The sequence below is a fragment of the Streptomyces sp. NPDC002623 genome (assembly GCF_053592635.1).
This window is the reverse complement of sequence record NZ_JBSFWB010000019.1, coordinates 58759-72581: the sequence shown is the minus strand read 5'-3', so window position 1 is coordinate 72581 and position 13823 is coordinate 58759. Positions and strand designations below refer to the sequence as shown.

General features: G+C 71.6%; 8 protein-coding genes. 6 read left to right on the top strand and 2 right to left on the bottom strand.

Translation table 11 applies throughout. The features are described 5' to 3' along the window. Positions 1–30: 30 nt before the first annotated feature. Complete coding sequence (locus ACWD4O_RS30465; protein WP_451284730.1) at positions 31–2388, bottom strand: ATP/GTP-binding protein; 2358 nt, start codon at positions 2386–2388, stop codon at positions 31–33. Between the two features lie 251 nt (positions 2389–2639). Between ACWD4O_RS30465 and gabT the strand changes: the two genes are divergently transcribed. The 3 genes from gabT (at position 2640) to ACWD4O_RS30450 (ending at position 6752) form a co-directional block, all read left to right on the top strand. Then, positions 2640–3974 (top strand): 4-aminobutyrate--2-oxoglutarate transaminase, encoded by a 1335-nt coding sequence (gene gabT / locus ACWD4O_RS30460; protein ID WP_451284729.1) that lies wholly within the window; start codon positions 2640–2642, stop codon positions 3972–3974. A 496-nt stretch (positions 3975–4470) separates the two neighbouring features. Then, positions 4471–5310 (top strand): phosphatase PAP2 family protein, encoded by an 840-nt coding sequence (locus ACWD4O_RS30455; protein WP_451284727.1) that lies wholly within the window; start codon positions 4471–4473, stop codon positions 5308–5310. Then, on the top strand, positions 5307–6752 hold the full coding sequence (locus tag ACWD4O_RS30450; protein WP_450950187.1) for an aldehyde dehydrogenase family protein: 1446 nt from the start codon (positions 5307–5309) through the stop codon (positions 6750–6752). Before ACWD4O_RS30455 ends, ACWD4O_RS30450 begins: the two co-directional genes overlap by 4 nt. A gap of 100 nt (positions 6753–6852) precedes the next feature. Here the strand turns inward: ACWD4O_RS30450 and ACWD4O_RS30445 are convergent, their stop codons facing one another. Beyond that, positions 6853–9705: a glycoside hydrolase family 3 C-terminal domain-containing protein gene (locus tag ACWD4O_RS30445; protein ID WP_451284725.1), complete on the bottom strand. Its 2853-nt coding sequence runs from the start codon at positions 9703–9705 to the stop codon at positions 6853–6855. Positions 9706–10062: 357 nt separating this feature from the next. Between ACWD4O_RS30445 and ACWD4O_RS30440 the strand changes: the two genes are divergently transcribed. The 3 genes from ACWD4O_RS30440 to ACWD4O_RS30430 are packed head-to-tail and all read left to right on the top strand — an operon-like array spanning position 10063 to position 13744. Further along, positions 10063–11742: an extracellular solute-binding protein gene (locus tag ACWD4O_RS30440; protein ID WP_451284723.1), complete on the top strand. Its 1680-nt coding sequence runs from the start codon at positions 10063–10065 to the stop codon at positions 11740–11742. Continuing rightward, positions 11742–12821, top strand: coding sequence for an ABC transporter permease (locus ACWD4O_RS30435; RefSeq protein WP_451284721.1), 1080 nt, complete (start codon positions 11742–11744; stop codon positions 12819–12821). The genes ACWD4O_RS30440 and ACWD4O_RS30435 overlap by 1 nt, the downstream gene beginning before the upstream one ends. Continuing rightward, the gene (locus tag ACWD4O_RS30430) at positions 12818–13744 is read left to right on the top strand and encodes a carbohydrate ABC transporter permease (RefSeq protein WP_451284719.1); all 927 of its coding nucleotides are present in this window, start codon (positions 12818–12820) and stop codon (positions 13742–13744) included. The genes ACWD4O_RS30435 and ACWD4O_RS30430 overlap by 4 nt, the downstream gene beginning before the upstream one ends. Positions 13745–13823 lie beyond the last annotated feature (79 nt).

Here is a 13823-nt window from a genome sequence, read left to right as displayed (position 1 = left end):
CCCTCACCGCATGAGCCCCCGGAGGCCCCTTCAGCCCCGCAGGTCCACCAGCAGCGGCGGTGCGTGCTCGCCCCGCAGGCTCGTCAGGGACAGCACCGCGTGCCCGGGCGGCACCTCGTGCGCCAGCTGGGACGCCGACCACCGCTCCCGCTCGACCTGGCGCACGGTCACCGCGTCCGTGGTCACCGCCTTGCCGGTCACCAGCTTGCGCAGCGCGTGGATGGCGCGGGTCATCGGCTGGTCGGCGAAGACCGTGTGCTTGGCGACCTCGGTGGTCTCCACCCACTCGGTGCCCCAGGTCTGCGCGAACCTGCTGCCGTCCCAGGTGGTGATGCCCGAGAACGCCATCCGGCAGCCGACGGCCCCGTACAGCGGCCCGTGCAGCGCCTCGGGGACGTCGCCGAGGCTGCGCAGCGCGAGCACCACGCCCGCGTTCTGCGAGCGCAGGCGTTGCAACCGGCGCACCGATCCGTCGGTGATCGTCCCCGTGGCGTCGTCCAGGACCAGACAGGCGAAGTGGTCGCGCCGCTCCCGTACGACGGTGTGGAACTGGGCGAGGACCAGCCGGGTGATCAGCCGGGCGGCCTCCTCGTGGCCCCGCTCGGGCAGGTCGACCCGGACCCGCAGCGGGTGATGGGCGACGGCGCGCAGGGAGAACGCCCGGTGCGCGTCGCCGCCTCCGCCGAAGAACTCCGCGAACACCGGACGGTTCAGCAGCGCCAGCCGGTCGGCGAGCGAACGGCCCGCGTCGCCCGCCGTCCCGGTCTGGCGGATCCGCGCCTCCAGCTCACGGCGCTGTACGTCGTCGTCGGCCACCGCCTCGCGCAGAGCGGACAGCGCGCCCGGCTCGCCCTCCAGGAGCTCGCGCAGCTCGGGGAGCGTGGGGAAGCGGCCGTGCGCCGCCCGGTAGGGGCCCAGCAGCTGGGCGAGCGCCGTGGCCGCGCCCTGTCCGTTCACCGCGTCGAGGTCCCCGACCAGCGCCTCGGCGAGGATCCCGGCCGCCTCGTCGGGGTCGTCGGAGCCCGCGTACGGGTCCAGGTCGTGCACGGACGACGGGTCGCCGATCCGGACGATCACATCGAAGGCGGAGTCCGGGCCGAGCGGGCCGCCGCCGGGCGACGACACCGCGACGACGGCGCACGCCCCGGTGAGCGCCTGCAGGGCCAGCGCCTCGGTCAGCGGCTCGAGCAGGGTCCGCGTCTTGCCGGAACCGGACGGCCCGACCGCGAGCAGCGAGGTGCCCAGCACGTCCGGGCCGAGCGCGGCGCCCGCGTCCCGGTAACCGACCGGGGTGCGCTCGGCGGCCGCCCAGCGGCCGATGCGCACCTGGCCGGCGAGCAGATCGTGGCGTGCGCCGCGCCGGGGCAGGTCGCGGGCGCCGGAGGGGTGGGTCCAGGCCGCGCCGCCCTGTCGCAGCACGGTCTCCCGGAAGTCCGCGAACCCCGCCGTCCACGCCCGCCGCACGCGCACGCAGTCCACGTCGTTCATCCGGCCGGCCCTGACCTCGCCGGTGAGCAGCTCGGCCGCCTCGTGCTGTCCCGCGTCCCGCAGCTCGGGCCACTGCGCACGCGGCCGCTCGGCGGCGGGCACCCCGTGGTCGGGCCCGCCGTGCCGGGCGGCGAGTCGTTCCTTCACGTACGGCCACCAGCCGCCGACCTTCGCGAACGGCCACACCACCAGCAGCGTGATGACCGCGTACAGCGAGTTCGTGAACAGCCAGGAGGCGAACAGCTCGTAGCTGCCGGAGATCAGCACCACGAGCGAGAACAGCGGGTCGACGACCGGCAGCGCGTCCCAGCCGACCCCGAAGGCGTCGGGGAACACGAAGCTCAGCGTCGCGAGCGCGCCGAGCAGGGCGAGCAGGGCGCGGGCGGGCTGCGGCCGGCGGCCGACGAAGTGCTGCACGACGTGCGGCCAGCTGCCCAGCCGGCCCATGGCGTAGACGAGGACGGCGAAGAAGACGCCGTCGTAGACCACCCGCGCCTCGGCGCCCTCCGTGGTCTTCGGGGAGGCGATCGTGCCGCCCCACCACCAGTCCTCCGGGGTGAACAGCCGCAGCAGCGTGAACTGGTACGGCATCGCGCCCCGCCGCCACAGCGACCACAGCACCAGCGCCACGACCAGCGGTACCAGCATCCCGACGACCGTCACGGGCGCGAGCCGCTCCGCCGCCCGGGCCGCCGCCTTCGGCAGCCGGTACCCGAACCGCCAGATGCCGGGCTTGCCGGCCGGCCGCTCCTCGTCCAGCCACTCGGCGACGGACGGGGAGGAGGAGGGCCGTGCGGCCGGGGCCTGCGCGGGCCGTGGCGGCACCTGCGGCGGTCCCGCCGGGCGCGGCACAGGATTCGCATGCGTACCCCGCATGTCCTGCGTCCCGTCGCTGTCCATCGCCCCTGCCCCCTGACCAGCCGTTCCGTATGCCGTTCGCGAGTCAATCTAACGCGCCCACAACGGGAGTTCACCGTTTACGCGGCCGGGCCTGCGACGATCACCGGCCGACGGCACTGTCCACGACGGACAAGCCGCCCCGCCGACACCGCCCACTTGGAGCATGCGCACCCCCCGCTCCCCGTCCTAGCCTGCGAGAAAAGAAGGCACGTGTCCGCAGAGCAGTGTCCGCGAAACCCCAGGAGCCCCTCATGACCGCCCTTCCGCAGGAGCGCCGCGTCGTCACCGCCATCCCCGGCCCGAAGTCGCAGGAACTGCAGGCCCGCCGCATCGCCGCGGTCGCGGCCGGGGTGGGCTCCGTGCTCCCCGTCTTCACCAAGCGCGCGGGCGGCGGCATCATCGAGGACGTCGACGGCAACCGCCTGATCGACTTCGGCTCCGGCATCGCGGTGACCTCCGTCGGCGCCTCCGCCGAGGCCGTCGTACGCCGGGCCACGGCCCAGCTCGCCGACTTCACCCACACCTGTTTCATGGTCACGCCGTACGAGGGCTATGTGGAGGTCGCCGAGGCCCTCGCCGAGCTCACGCCGGGCGACCACGCCAAGAAGTCCGCGCTGTTCAACTCCGGCGCCGAGGCCGTCGAGAACGCCGTCAAGATCGCCCGGGCGTACACCAAGCGCCAGGCGGTCGTCGTCTTCGACCACGGCTACCACGGCCGGACGAACCTGACGATGGCGCTCACCGCCAAGAACATGCCGTACAAGCACGGCTTCGGTCCGTTCGCGCCCGAGGTTTACCGGGTCCCGGTCGCCTACGGCTACCGCTGGCTGACCGGCCCGGAGAACGCCGGCGCCGAGGCCTCCGCCCAGGCCATCGACATGATCAACAAGCAGATCGGCGCGGAGAACGTCGCCGCGATCATCATCGAGCCGGTGCTCGGCGAGGGCGGCTTCATCGAACCGGCCAAGGGCTTCCTTCCGGCCATCAGCAAGTTCGCGTCCGACCACGGCATCGTCTTCGTCGCCGACGAGATCCAGTCGGGCTTCTGCCGCACCGGCCAGTGGTTCGCCTGCGAGGACGAGGGGATCGTCCCGGACCTGATCACCACGGCCAAGGGCATCGCGGGCGGTCTGCCGCTCGCCGCCGTCACCGGCCGCGCCGAGATCATGGACGCGGCGCACGCGGGCGGCCTGGGCGGCACGTACGGCGGCAACCCGGTGGCCTGCGCGGGCGCGCTCGGCGCGATCGAGACGATGAAGGAGCTCGACCTCAACGCCAAGGCGAAGCACATCGAGTCCGTCATGAAGGCCCGGCTCACCGCCATGGCCGAGAAGTTCGAGGCCATCGGCGACATCCGGGGCCGGGGCGCGATGATCGCCGTCGAGCTGGTCAAGGACCGTACGACGAAGGAGCCGGACGCCGCGGCGACCGCCGCGCTCGCCAAGGCCTGCCACCAGGAGGGCCTGCTGGTCCTGACCTGCGGCACCTACGGCAACGTGCTGCGCTTCCTGCCCCCGCTGGTCATCGGCGACGATCTGCTGAGCGAGGGCCTCGACATCATCGAGCAGGCCTTCGCGCGCATCTGACCCGCGCCGCGCGCGCCTCAGGCGCCTCACGCGCATCCGGGCCGGGGCGCCGCACAGCGGATTCCTATCCGCCGCAGAGCGTGTGAAGAAGGTGTGCGAGGAGGATGGCGGGACGGGATACGGCCTGTCGCACCGCCTGTCACTGCCGTACGTTCTACCCAGATGAGAGATACACCCCGTCCGCAGGAGACTGCGGACGGAACCCAGGCCGGGGCCTCCCCAGCTTCGACCTGGTCGTGCCCTCGCGCACACAACCGGAGTTTCCGGCTTCGGATCTCCACACCGATCGGACGGCCGCTCGCCCCAAACCCCCCGGGGCGGCCGGCATTCCGGTCCGGACGGCCATCCCGGAACCACCCCCCCTGTTCCGGGATGGCCGACCTCCTTCTCTCCTCCTTGTTCTCTCCTTCTTCTCAGGTGCGGACCACACAGCGGGCCCCGGATGCGATCCGGGGCCTTTTTTCGGTCGACGCTCACTCCTGACAAGCTGGAGCCCATGTCGCCCCGCCCCCGCCCCGGCCCGCGCGCACTTCTGCTCGGCCTGCTCGGCCTGCCCGCCCTGCTCTTCGCGCTGATCACCTGGCAGGTGGCCGCCGACGGGCCTCTCCTGAGCACGGACGAGCGCGTCAGCCGCGCCCTCGTCCACCCGGACCGGGCCTCCGAGCTGCTGGCCGACCTGGGCAACGTGCCGGTCGCGGTGCCCGTCCTGGTGCTGGTCGCGGCGTATGTGGCGGGGCGGCGGAGGGCGGCCGACGAGGCGCGGTGGTGGGTGCCGTCCGTCGCCGCGCTCGCGCTGCTCGTGCTGGTGCCGCTGATCGTCGTCCCCCTCAAGGAGTGGACCGACCGGCCCGGCACGCCCGCCGTGCCGCCGGCCACCGGCTACTACCCCTCCGGGCACACGGCGACGGCGGCCGTCGCCTACGGCTCCGCGGTGCTGATCCTGCTGCCCTGGCTGCGCACGGCGCTCGCCCGGCGGCTGGCCGTCGCCGTGAGCGCGCTCCTCGTGCTGGCCGTCTCGTTCGGGCTGGTCCGGCGGGGCTACCACTGGCCGCTGGACGTCGTGGCCAGCTGGTGCCTGTGCACGGTGCTGCTGGGCGCGCTGTGGCTCTTCCTGGAGCGGGACCGGGAGCGGGCGCGGGACCTGGACCGGGAGCGGGAGCGGGAGCGGCATCGGGAGCGGGAAGGGGCGCGAGGCCGTCGACCCCGCCAATCCGGCGCACCCTCGCCGTCCACCCGTACGACTCGGACAAGCGCTCCTGCGGCTCCCCGCCCCTACCGTGGAGCACGCAAGCCACAGGACACCCCCAACGCGGAAGGGCCGGGAACGCCACTATGACTTCCACCCATGCCTTCTGGCTGGCCGGCCGCCAGGCCACCGGCGAGGACACCTTCGACGTCACCTCCCCGTGGGACGGTCGGCTCGTCGGGAAGGTCAGCGTGCCGACGGACGCGCAGGTCGAGGAGGCCGTCGCCGCCGCCCACGCCGTGCGGGACGAGTTCGCCGCCACCCCGGCCCATGTGCGCGCCGCCGCCCTGGACCACGTCAGCAGGCGTCTCGTCGAGCGCACCGAGGAGATCGCGCAGCTGATCTCCGCCGAGAACGGCAAGCCGATCAAGTGGGCGCGGGGCGAGGTCGGGCGCGCGGTCTCGGTGTTCCGGTTCGCGGCCGAGGAGGCCCGGCGGTTCAACGGCGGCGAGGCCCAGCGGCTCGACACCGACCTCGGCGGCCAGGGACGGCTCGCCCTCACCCGGCGCTTCCCGAAGGGCGTCGTGCTCGGCATCGCGCCGTTCAACTTCCCGCTGAACCTGTGCGCCCACAAGATCGCCCCGGCGATCGCGGCCGGTGCGCCGATCATCCTGAAGCCCGCCCCGGCGACCCCGCTCTCCGGCCTGATCATCGGCGACCTGCTCGCCGAGACCGAGCTGCCCGCCGGCGCCTGGAGCATCCTGCCGGTCTCCAACGACCGCATGCCCGCCCTCGTCCAGGACGAGCGGCTGCCGGTCATCTCCTTCACCGGCTCCGAGAAGGTCGGCTACGCGATCATGGACTCGGTGCCGCGCAAGCACTGCACCCTGGAGCTGGGCGGCAACGGCGCGGCCGTGGTCCTCGCGGACTACGCCTCCGACGCCGACCTCGACTGGGCCGCCGGCCGTATCGCGACCTTCTCCAACTACCAGGGCGGCCAGTCCTGCATCTCGGTGCAGCGGGTCATCGCGGACGCCGCCGTGTACGACCGGCTGCTGCCGCGCATCGTCGCCGCCGTCGAGGCCCAGGTGGCCGGCGACCCCGCCGACGACGCCACCGACGTCGGCCCGCTGGTCAGCGAGGACGCGGCCAAGCGCGTCGAGACCTGGGTGGACGAGGCCGTCGCGGCGGGCGCCTCCCTGCTCGCGGGCGGCAAGCGGGACGGCGCCTCGTACGCGCCGACCGTCCTCGCCGATGTGCCGGCCGACACCACGATCGCCTGCGAGGAGGTCTTCGGACCGGTCCTGACCGTGCGCAGGGTGGACGGCGAGGCGGAGGCCTTCGCCGCGGTCAACGAGTCCAAGTACGGTCTCCAGGCGGGCGTGTTCACCCACGACCTCCAGGTCGCCTTCCGCGCCCACCGCGCGCTGGAGGTCGGCGGTGTCGTCGTCGGCGACGTGCCGTCCTACCGCGCCGACCAGATGCCGTACGGCGGCGTCAAGCAGTCCGGCGTCGGCCGCGAGGGCGTCAAGTTCGCGATGGACGACTACACGTACGAGCGGGTCCTGGTCCTGACCGGCCTTGCGCTCTAGCTAATGGGAACCATTTTCAGATAAGCTCCGCGAAGAAGGGGCCCGGCACCGATGCCTTCCGGTGCCGGGCCCCTTCTCCGTGTCGGCCGTGTCCGGCCCCTCAACCGGTGAAGCCGACATGCGCGAGCCGTAGCGGGCCGCGCAGCCTGAGGTGCAGATCGTGGACGCCCTCGGCGCGCAAGGGGGCTTCGACGGTGACGTAGTCGTACGGGCCCGGGGTCGGCGTGTCGACCGTCAGCGCGGCCAGGGCCGGACCGCCGTCCAGGGCGAGCTCCATCGAGCCCTCGCCCGCCACGCTCACGCTCACCCCCGTCGCTGCGCCGAAGTCGCAGGCGCGGTAGACTAGTTCGCCCGTCCCGCCCGCCACCGGGGTCACCGCGTCGCCCGACGTCTTCGTACGGTCGACGATCTCGGTGCCGCTCTGCTCGTCGAAGTCGACGGCCGCCAGGCCGCGCCCGCGGACCGGGCGAGGGGCGGACGGCTCGCCCTCCAGCGTCACCGTCGTGCGCAGGCGGATGTCCGCGCTGGACGAGCCGACCAGCAGGTCGTAGGGGCCGGACTCCAGCCGCCACCGGCCCTGCGCCACGTCCCAGAACGCGAACGCGGACAGCGGGACCTCGAAGGCCAGCTCCGCCTTCGCGCCCGGGGCGAGCCGCACCCGGCGGTGGTCGAGCAGCTCACGGCGCGGGCGGGTCACCGAGGGGTCCACGGCGCGCGTGTAGAGCTGGACGACCTCGTCGGCCGTCCGGTCGCCCGTGTTGGCGACCGTGCAGGCGACGTGTGCCGAGCCGTCCTCGACGCGCACCGCCAGATCGGTGTAGGAGAACGACGCGTACGACAGGCCGTGCCCGAACGGGAACAGGGGGGCGCCCTCGAAGTACAGATACGTCTGGCGGGCGCCGATCACGTCGTAGTCGAGGAGATCGGGCAGATCGGCGTCGTCGGCGTACCAGGTCTGCGGGAGCCGGCCCGCGGGGGAGACGTCGCCGGCCAGGACGCGCGCCAGGGCGGTGCCCGCCGCCTGGCCGCCGTGCGCCGTCCACAGCACCGCCGACAGCGGGCCCGGCTCGAACGCGTACGGGTACGCCGACACCAGGGCCAGCACCGTGCTCGCGTTCGCCGCCCGGGCGGCCGCCAGCAGCCGCTCCTGCTGGGGCGGCAGCCGCAGCGTCGTGCGGTCCTGCGTCTCACGGCCGTTGATGTGCGGATCGTTGCCCGCCACCACCACGACCACATCCGCCCCGGCCGTGACGCGGGTCACTGCGTCCTCGCCGGATTCGACGACGATGAGCTCGAAGACCTCGGGACTCTCCCCGCTCTGCCCGTCCGCCCCGGCAACCCTGACGCCGTCGGCGGCGACACAGACATGGCGACCCGTTCCCATGTGCAGCAGGAGGTGACCGTTTCCATGGGGTTCGAGCCGGAACGTCTCCTGCACGACCCAGCCGCCCGGCTGGTCGGCGGCGGCGCGCAGAAAGCCGTCCTCGGCGACGGAGAGATAGCGGCCGTCGGGCGCGCGGAGCGTCAGCACGTCCTCGCCCCAGTCGACGAGCGCGAACTCGGTGCCGACGGCGTCCGTGGTCAGCGGCGGGAGATCGGTGCGGCCGGCGAGCAGCGCCGGGTCGAGGGCGCCCTGCGCGCCGCGCACCTCGTCGATGGCCTCGGGGGCGGTGGGGACCTTCAGGAAGGCGTCCGCCGAGGTCCGCAAGCGGACCCGGTCCACGCCCTCCGCGAACTCCACGCGCTCCGCGCCGAACCGCTCGTACAGCCCCTCCAGGGGAGTGGAGCGGTGGATCAGCGTGCCGCTGTACCAGTCCAGCTTGCACTCGTCGGCGAGCAGTCCGACCACCGCGATCCGGGTGTCGGCGGCCAGCGGCAGCACCCCGTCGTTGCGCAGCAGGACGATCGCCTGCTCGGCGGCCTCCCCGGCGAGCGTGCGATGGGCCGGGGTGTCGAACTCGCCGGTGCCCGCGTGCGGGTCGTAGTGCGGGTCGAACTCGCCCAGCCGGAAGCGGACCGAGAGCTGGCGGCGGACCGCCGCGTCCACGTCGGCCTCCGTCAGCAGGCCCTGCTCCAGGGCGCCGGTCACCCGGGCGACGATCTTCGAGCCGTCGGTCCCGTGGTCGGTGAAGCTGTCCACCCCGGCGACCAGCGCCGCCGCCGTCGCCTCCTCGTGGGTGTCGAAGTAGTGCTCGGAGTCCACCAGGTTGGAGGGCGCGCCGGCGTCCGAGCAGACCAGGAGCTCCTCGTCGGTCCAGGCGCGCAGCTGCTCGCGCAGATACGGCGAGACATGGTTCGGCCGGCCGTTGACCAGGTTGTACGCGGGCATCACGCCCGCCACCGCGCCCGCCTCGACGCAGCCGCGGAAGGCGCGCAGGTCGTACTCGTGCAGCACGCGCGGGCGGACCGAGGACGAGGTGACGTCGCGGCCCGTCTCGTTGTTGTGGGCCAGCCAGTGCTTGAGGACGGGGGCCGTGCGCCAGTACGTCGGATGATCGCCGCGCAGCCCGTGCGTGTAGGCGGTGGCGATGGCGGAGGTCAGCCCGGGGTCCTCGGAGTAGCCCTCCTCGTTACGGCCCCACAGCGGGTGGCGCAGCAGATTGACCGTGGGGGACCAGACGTTGAGGCCGACCCGCTCGTCGCGGGCGCGCATCGCCCGGACCTCCTTGGACACCGCCTCGCCCACCCGGCGCACCAGGTCGGTGTTCCAGCTCGCGGCCAACCCCACGGCCTGCGGGAACACCGTGGCCGGGCCCATCCACGCGACGCCGTGCAGCGCCTCCTGGCCGGTGCGGAACGCGGCGATGCCGAGCCGGTCGACGGCGGGGGCGAACTGGTGCAGGAAGGAGACCTTCTCCTCCAGGGTCAGCCGGGACAGCAGATCGTCGATGCGCTTCGCGAACGGCAGCTGCGGATCGCGGAAAGGCGGCGTGGGCGGCGTGTGTGCGGTCACGTGGGGATCCCTTTGCGGTGGAGCGGGGAGGGCTCTTTCGAAGCGCTTCGATGCTCATTCGACGGTGGGGTGGGTGTCAAGAGACCTCGCCACTATTTCAAGTGGCGCATAAGAACAGGTCACTCGCCGATACCTCGGAGGAATTTGGATGCGACCCTTGTGCGCCCCTGCACCTTCACTTAACCTCGCAGCAACATCGAAGCGCTTCGACGAAGAGTTGGCCCCCGTGCCCCAGTTCAAGGGTCGTCAACGGTCGCCCATGGTCGGAGGACCGCTTCAGCTCAGCCAGATCCACTGAAGACACCGCAGCCGACGGCCACCGCCGGGTGTCCTGGTGCGCCATGAAGGGTTGACGCAATGACGCCGAACGCCGCTTCCGCCTCCTCCGGGCCCAGCCGGAGAAGCTTCCTCGCCTCCACGGCGGTCGTCACCGCAGCGGTGGCGGGAGGGATGCCGCTGCTGTCCGCCTGCGGCGGCACGGACAGCGGCTCGCGCGACGGCACCACCTCGGGCAAGGACGCGAACAAACTGCTGCCGACCTACGTCGCCAGCACGGTCGCCCAGCCGGACCTGCCCTCGAAGAACGGCTCGTCGGCCGGCTACACCGGCAAGGTCGACCTCACGACCCTGACCGCCTCGGTCCCGAAGAAGCTCGGCACCGGCGATTCCTTCAAGATCATGTCCCCGTTCTGGGGCTCCCCGCCGAAGGCCGGCTGCGCCTACTACACGGCGCTCGACGCCGCCGCGGGCACCAAGATCACCTGGCAGAACCAGGACGGCAACACCTACGGCCAGAAGCTCGGCGCCGTCCTCGCCTCCAGCTCCATACCCGACATGGTGGTCGTGCCCGGCTGGGAACTGGTCGGCAAGATCGCGAACGCGGTCACCGCGAAGTTCATGGACCTCGGCCCCTACCTGGCGGGCGACAAGGTCAAGAAGTACCCGAACCTGGCCGCGATCCCCTCCGACGCCTGGCGCATGGGCATCTTCGGCGGCGCGCTGCGCGGCATCCCGATGCCGGCCGCCACCGCGTCCTTCATCGTGCCCTACTACCGCAAGGACATCTTCGACAAGAAGGGCTACACCGTCCCCAAGTCGCCCGACGAGTTCCTCAGCTGGGCCAAGGAGGCCACCAGCGCCAAGGCCAAGGTGTGGGCCTGCGGGGACATGAACTGGACCGCGTGGAACATCTTCGGCGTCCGCGGCTCCGGTCCGATCGGCTGGAGCATCGGTTCCGACGGCAAGTTGACCTACCGCGTCGAGCAGCCCGAGTACCTCGAAGCCCTGGAGTGGACCCGCAAGCTGTTCGACGCGGGCGTGGTCCACCCCGACGACAAGGCGCGCTCGGGCGACGTGGGCAACCGGTTCACCGCCGGGCAGATCCTGGTCTACAACAACGACATGTCCCACTGGTACGGGAAGACCTCCGAACAGGCCACGTCCAACCCGGACTTCGAGATCGACGGCATGGACATCTTCGGCGCGGACGGCGGCGACCCGACACTGTGGGCGGCCCAGCCCGCCGGCATCTGGTCGATGATCCGCAAGGGCGCCTCGAAGACGACGATCGAGAACGCCCTGGCCGCCGCCGACTTCGCGGCCGCGCCCTACGGCACCAAGGAGCGGATGCTCGTCGACTACGGCGTCGAGGGCACCCACTACACGGTCAAGGACGGCGTCCCGGTCAAGACCGACCTGGGCAACTCCGAGGTCGTCAACGCCTGGGTGATGCTGTCCGCACCGGCCGCCTACTACGCCCACCCCGACTTCCCCGAGATCGCCCGCAAGCAGGTCGAGTGGCAGCAGCGGATGGGCGCCTTCATGAAGAAGACGTCCACCTACGGCATGAACATCGTCGAGCCGACCCGCTACGCCAACCTCTCCAGCCAGTTCGAGCAGCTGGAGATCGACTACGTGCGCGGCAACCGGAAGCTGTCCGACGTGCAGGCCGCCATCTCCACCTGGAAGTCCTCCGGCGGCGACAAGCTGCGCGACTGGTACAAGCAGCTCATCGACCAGAACGGCAGCGGCAACTGATGTCCCTCACGGCCGGGAGCAGGCCCGACGGAAAGCGTCCCCCCGCGGCCGTCGAGGAACCGGCGGCCGCGGTCGCCGCAGCAGCGGCGAAGGAGCGGTCGCCGCGCAAGGCGGGCAGGCTGGGCAGGGCAGGCAGGGCGGGCAAGGCGGCCCGGGTCCCCTGGCGGATCCGGCTGCGCCGCGACCGCACGCTCATCCTGATGACACTGCCCGTCATCGTGCTGCTCCTGCTCTTCAACTACGTCCCGCTGCTCGGCAACGTCGTCGCCTTCCAGGACTACGACCCGTACGTCTCCAGCAACGGCGTCACGGCGATCTTCCACAGCCCCTGGGTCGGGGTGGAGCAGTTCTCCCGGATGGTCGACGACCCGCTGTTCTGGGACGCCACGAAGAACACCATCCTGCTGTTCGCGCTCCAACTGGTGCTGTTCTTCCCGATCCCCATCGCCCTCGCGCTGCTCATCAACAGTGTGATCCGGCCCCGGGTCCGGGCCGTGGCGCAGGCGATCATGTATCTGCCGCACTTCTTCTCGTGGGTCCTCGTGGTCACCGTGTTCCAGCAGATCTTCGGCGGCGCCGGCATCATCGCGCAGACCCTCGAGGACCACGGGTGGAGCGGCTTCGACCTGATGACCGACGCGAGCCTCTTCAAGTACCTGGTCACCGCCCAGGCCGTGTGGAAGGACGCCGGCTGGGGGATCATCGTCTTCCTCGCCGCACTCGCCGCCGTCAGCACCGATCTGTACGAGGCCGCCGCCATGGACGGCGCCGGGCGCTGGCGGCGCATGTGGCACGTGACGCTGCCCGCGCTGCGCCCGGTGATCGCGCTGCTGCTGGTCCTGCGCGTGGGTGACGCGCTGAGCGTCGGATTCGAGCAGTTCCTGCTCCAACGCGACGCGGTAGGAGTCGGGGCCAGCGAGGTCCTGGACACATACGTGTGGAACATGGGTATCCAGAACGGCGACTTCAGCTACGCGGCCGCGGTCGGCCTCGTCAAGGGAGCCATCGGAGTGTGCCTCGTCCTGGCCGCGAACAAGTTCGCGCATCTGCTGGGTGAGCAGGGGGTGTACCAGAAGTGAGTCTCAACACGCAGCTCATCCGCAGCCTCCGGGCTCCCGCCCGCCCCGCGTGGGAGGAACCGCCCGGCAAGGCCGGACTCACGTTGAAGGGCGGCTTCCTCGCCCTGTGCTGCCTCGGCGTGCTCGCTCCGCTGTGGATCGTGATCGTCACCAGCCTCTCCCCGAAGCCGGTGATCGACCGGGTCGGCGGCCTGGTCGTGATCCCCCAGGGCATCACCTTCGTCAACTACACCGAACTGCTCAGCGGCGGCCAGGTCAGCCGGGCGATCATGGTCTCGGTCGGCGTCACGCTCGCCGGCACGCTGTTCTCGATGACGGTGTCGGTGCTCGCGGCCTACGGGCTGTCGCGGCGCGGGAGTCTGGGACACCGGTTCTTCCTGGTGACCATGCTGGCGACGATGTTCTTCGGGGCCGGGCTCATCCCGACCTACCTTCTGGTGCAGTCGCTGGGCCTCACCGACACCTATCTGTCCCTGATCCTGCCCAGCGCGGTCAGCGTCTTCAACATCCTCGTCCTGCGCGCCTTCTTCATGGGGATCTCCCCGGAACTCACGGAGTCCGCCCGCATCGACGGGGCCGGCGACCTGCGCATCCTGCTGACCATCATCATGCCGTTGTCGCGGGCCGTGCTGGCCGTCATCTCGCTGTTCTACGCGGTCGGGTACTGGAGCGCCTGGTTCAACGCCTCCATCTATCTCACCGACCAGCAGATGATGCCGTTGCAGAACGTGCTCATCCAGCTGGTCCAGAAGAACACCGAGGCGCCGACCGGTCTTCAGCAGGCCGTCCGCACCGGTGAACTCTCCGCGCTGGGCCTGCAGATGGCCGTCATGGTCCTTGCGCTGATCCCGGTCGCGATCGCGTCGCCCTTCGTCCAGCGCCACTTCAAGCAGGGCATGCTCACGGGCGCGGTGAAGGGCTGAGTCCCGGCTGCGGGTGCGTGGGGGCCGGTCGCGCAGTGGACCGGCCCTGAAGGGGCGCGGGGAACTGCGCGAGCAACCA

Bases quoted from the DNA above. Each gene is read 5' to 3' on its own strand.
- ACWD4O_RS30440 (WP_451284723.1), top strand. From the start codon at position 10,063: ATGACGCCGAACGCCGCTTCCGCCTCCTCCGGGCCCAGCCGGAGAAGC.
- ACWD4O_RS30465 (WP_451284730.1), bottom strand. From the start codon at position 2,388: ATGGACAGCGACGGGACGCAGGACATGCGGGGTACGCATGCGAATCCT.
- gabT (WP_451284729.1), top strand. From the start codon at position 2,640: ATGACCGCCCTTCCGCAGGAGCGCCGCGTCGTCACCGCCATCCCCGGC.
- ACWD4O_RS30455 (WP_451284727.1), top strand. From the start codon at position 4,471: ATGTCGCCCCGCCCCCGCCCCGGCCCGCGCGCACTTCTGCTCGGCCTG.
- ACWD4O_RS30450 (WP_450950187.1), top strand. From the start codon at position 5,307: ATGACTTCCACCCATGCCTTCTGGCTGGCCGGCCGCCAGGCCACCGGC.
- ACWD4O_RS30435 (WP_451284721.1), top strand. From the start codon at position 11,742: ATGTCCCTCACGGCCGGGAGCAGGCCCGACGGAAAGCGTCCCCCCGCG.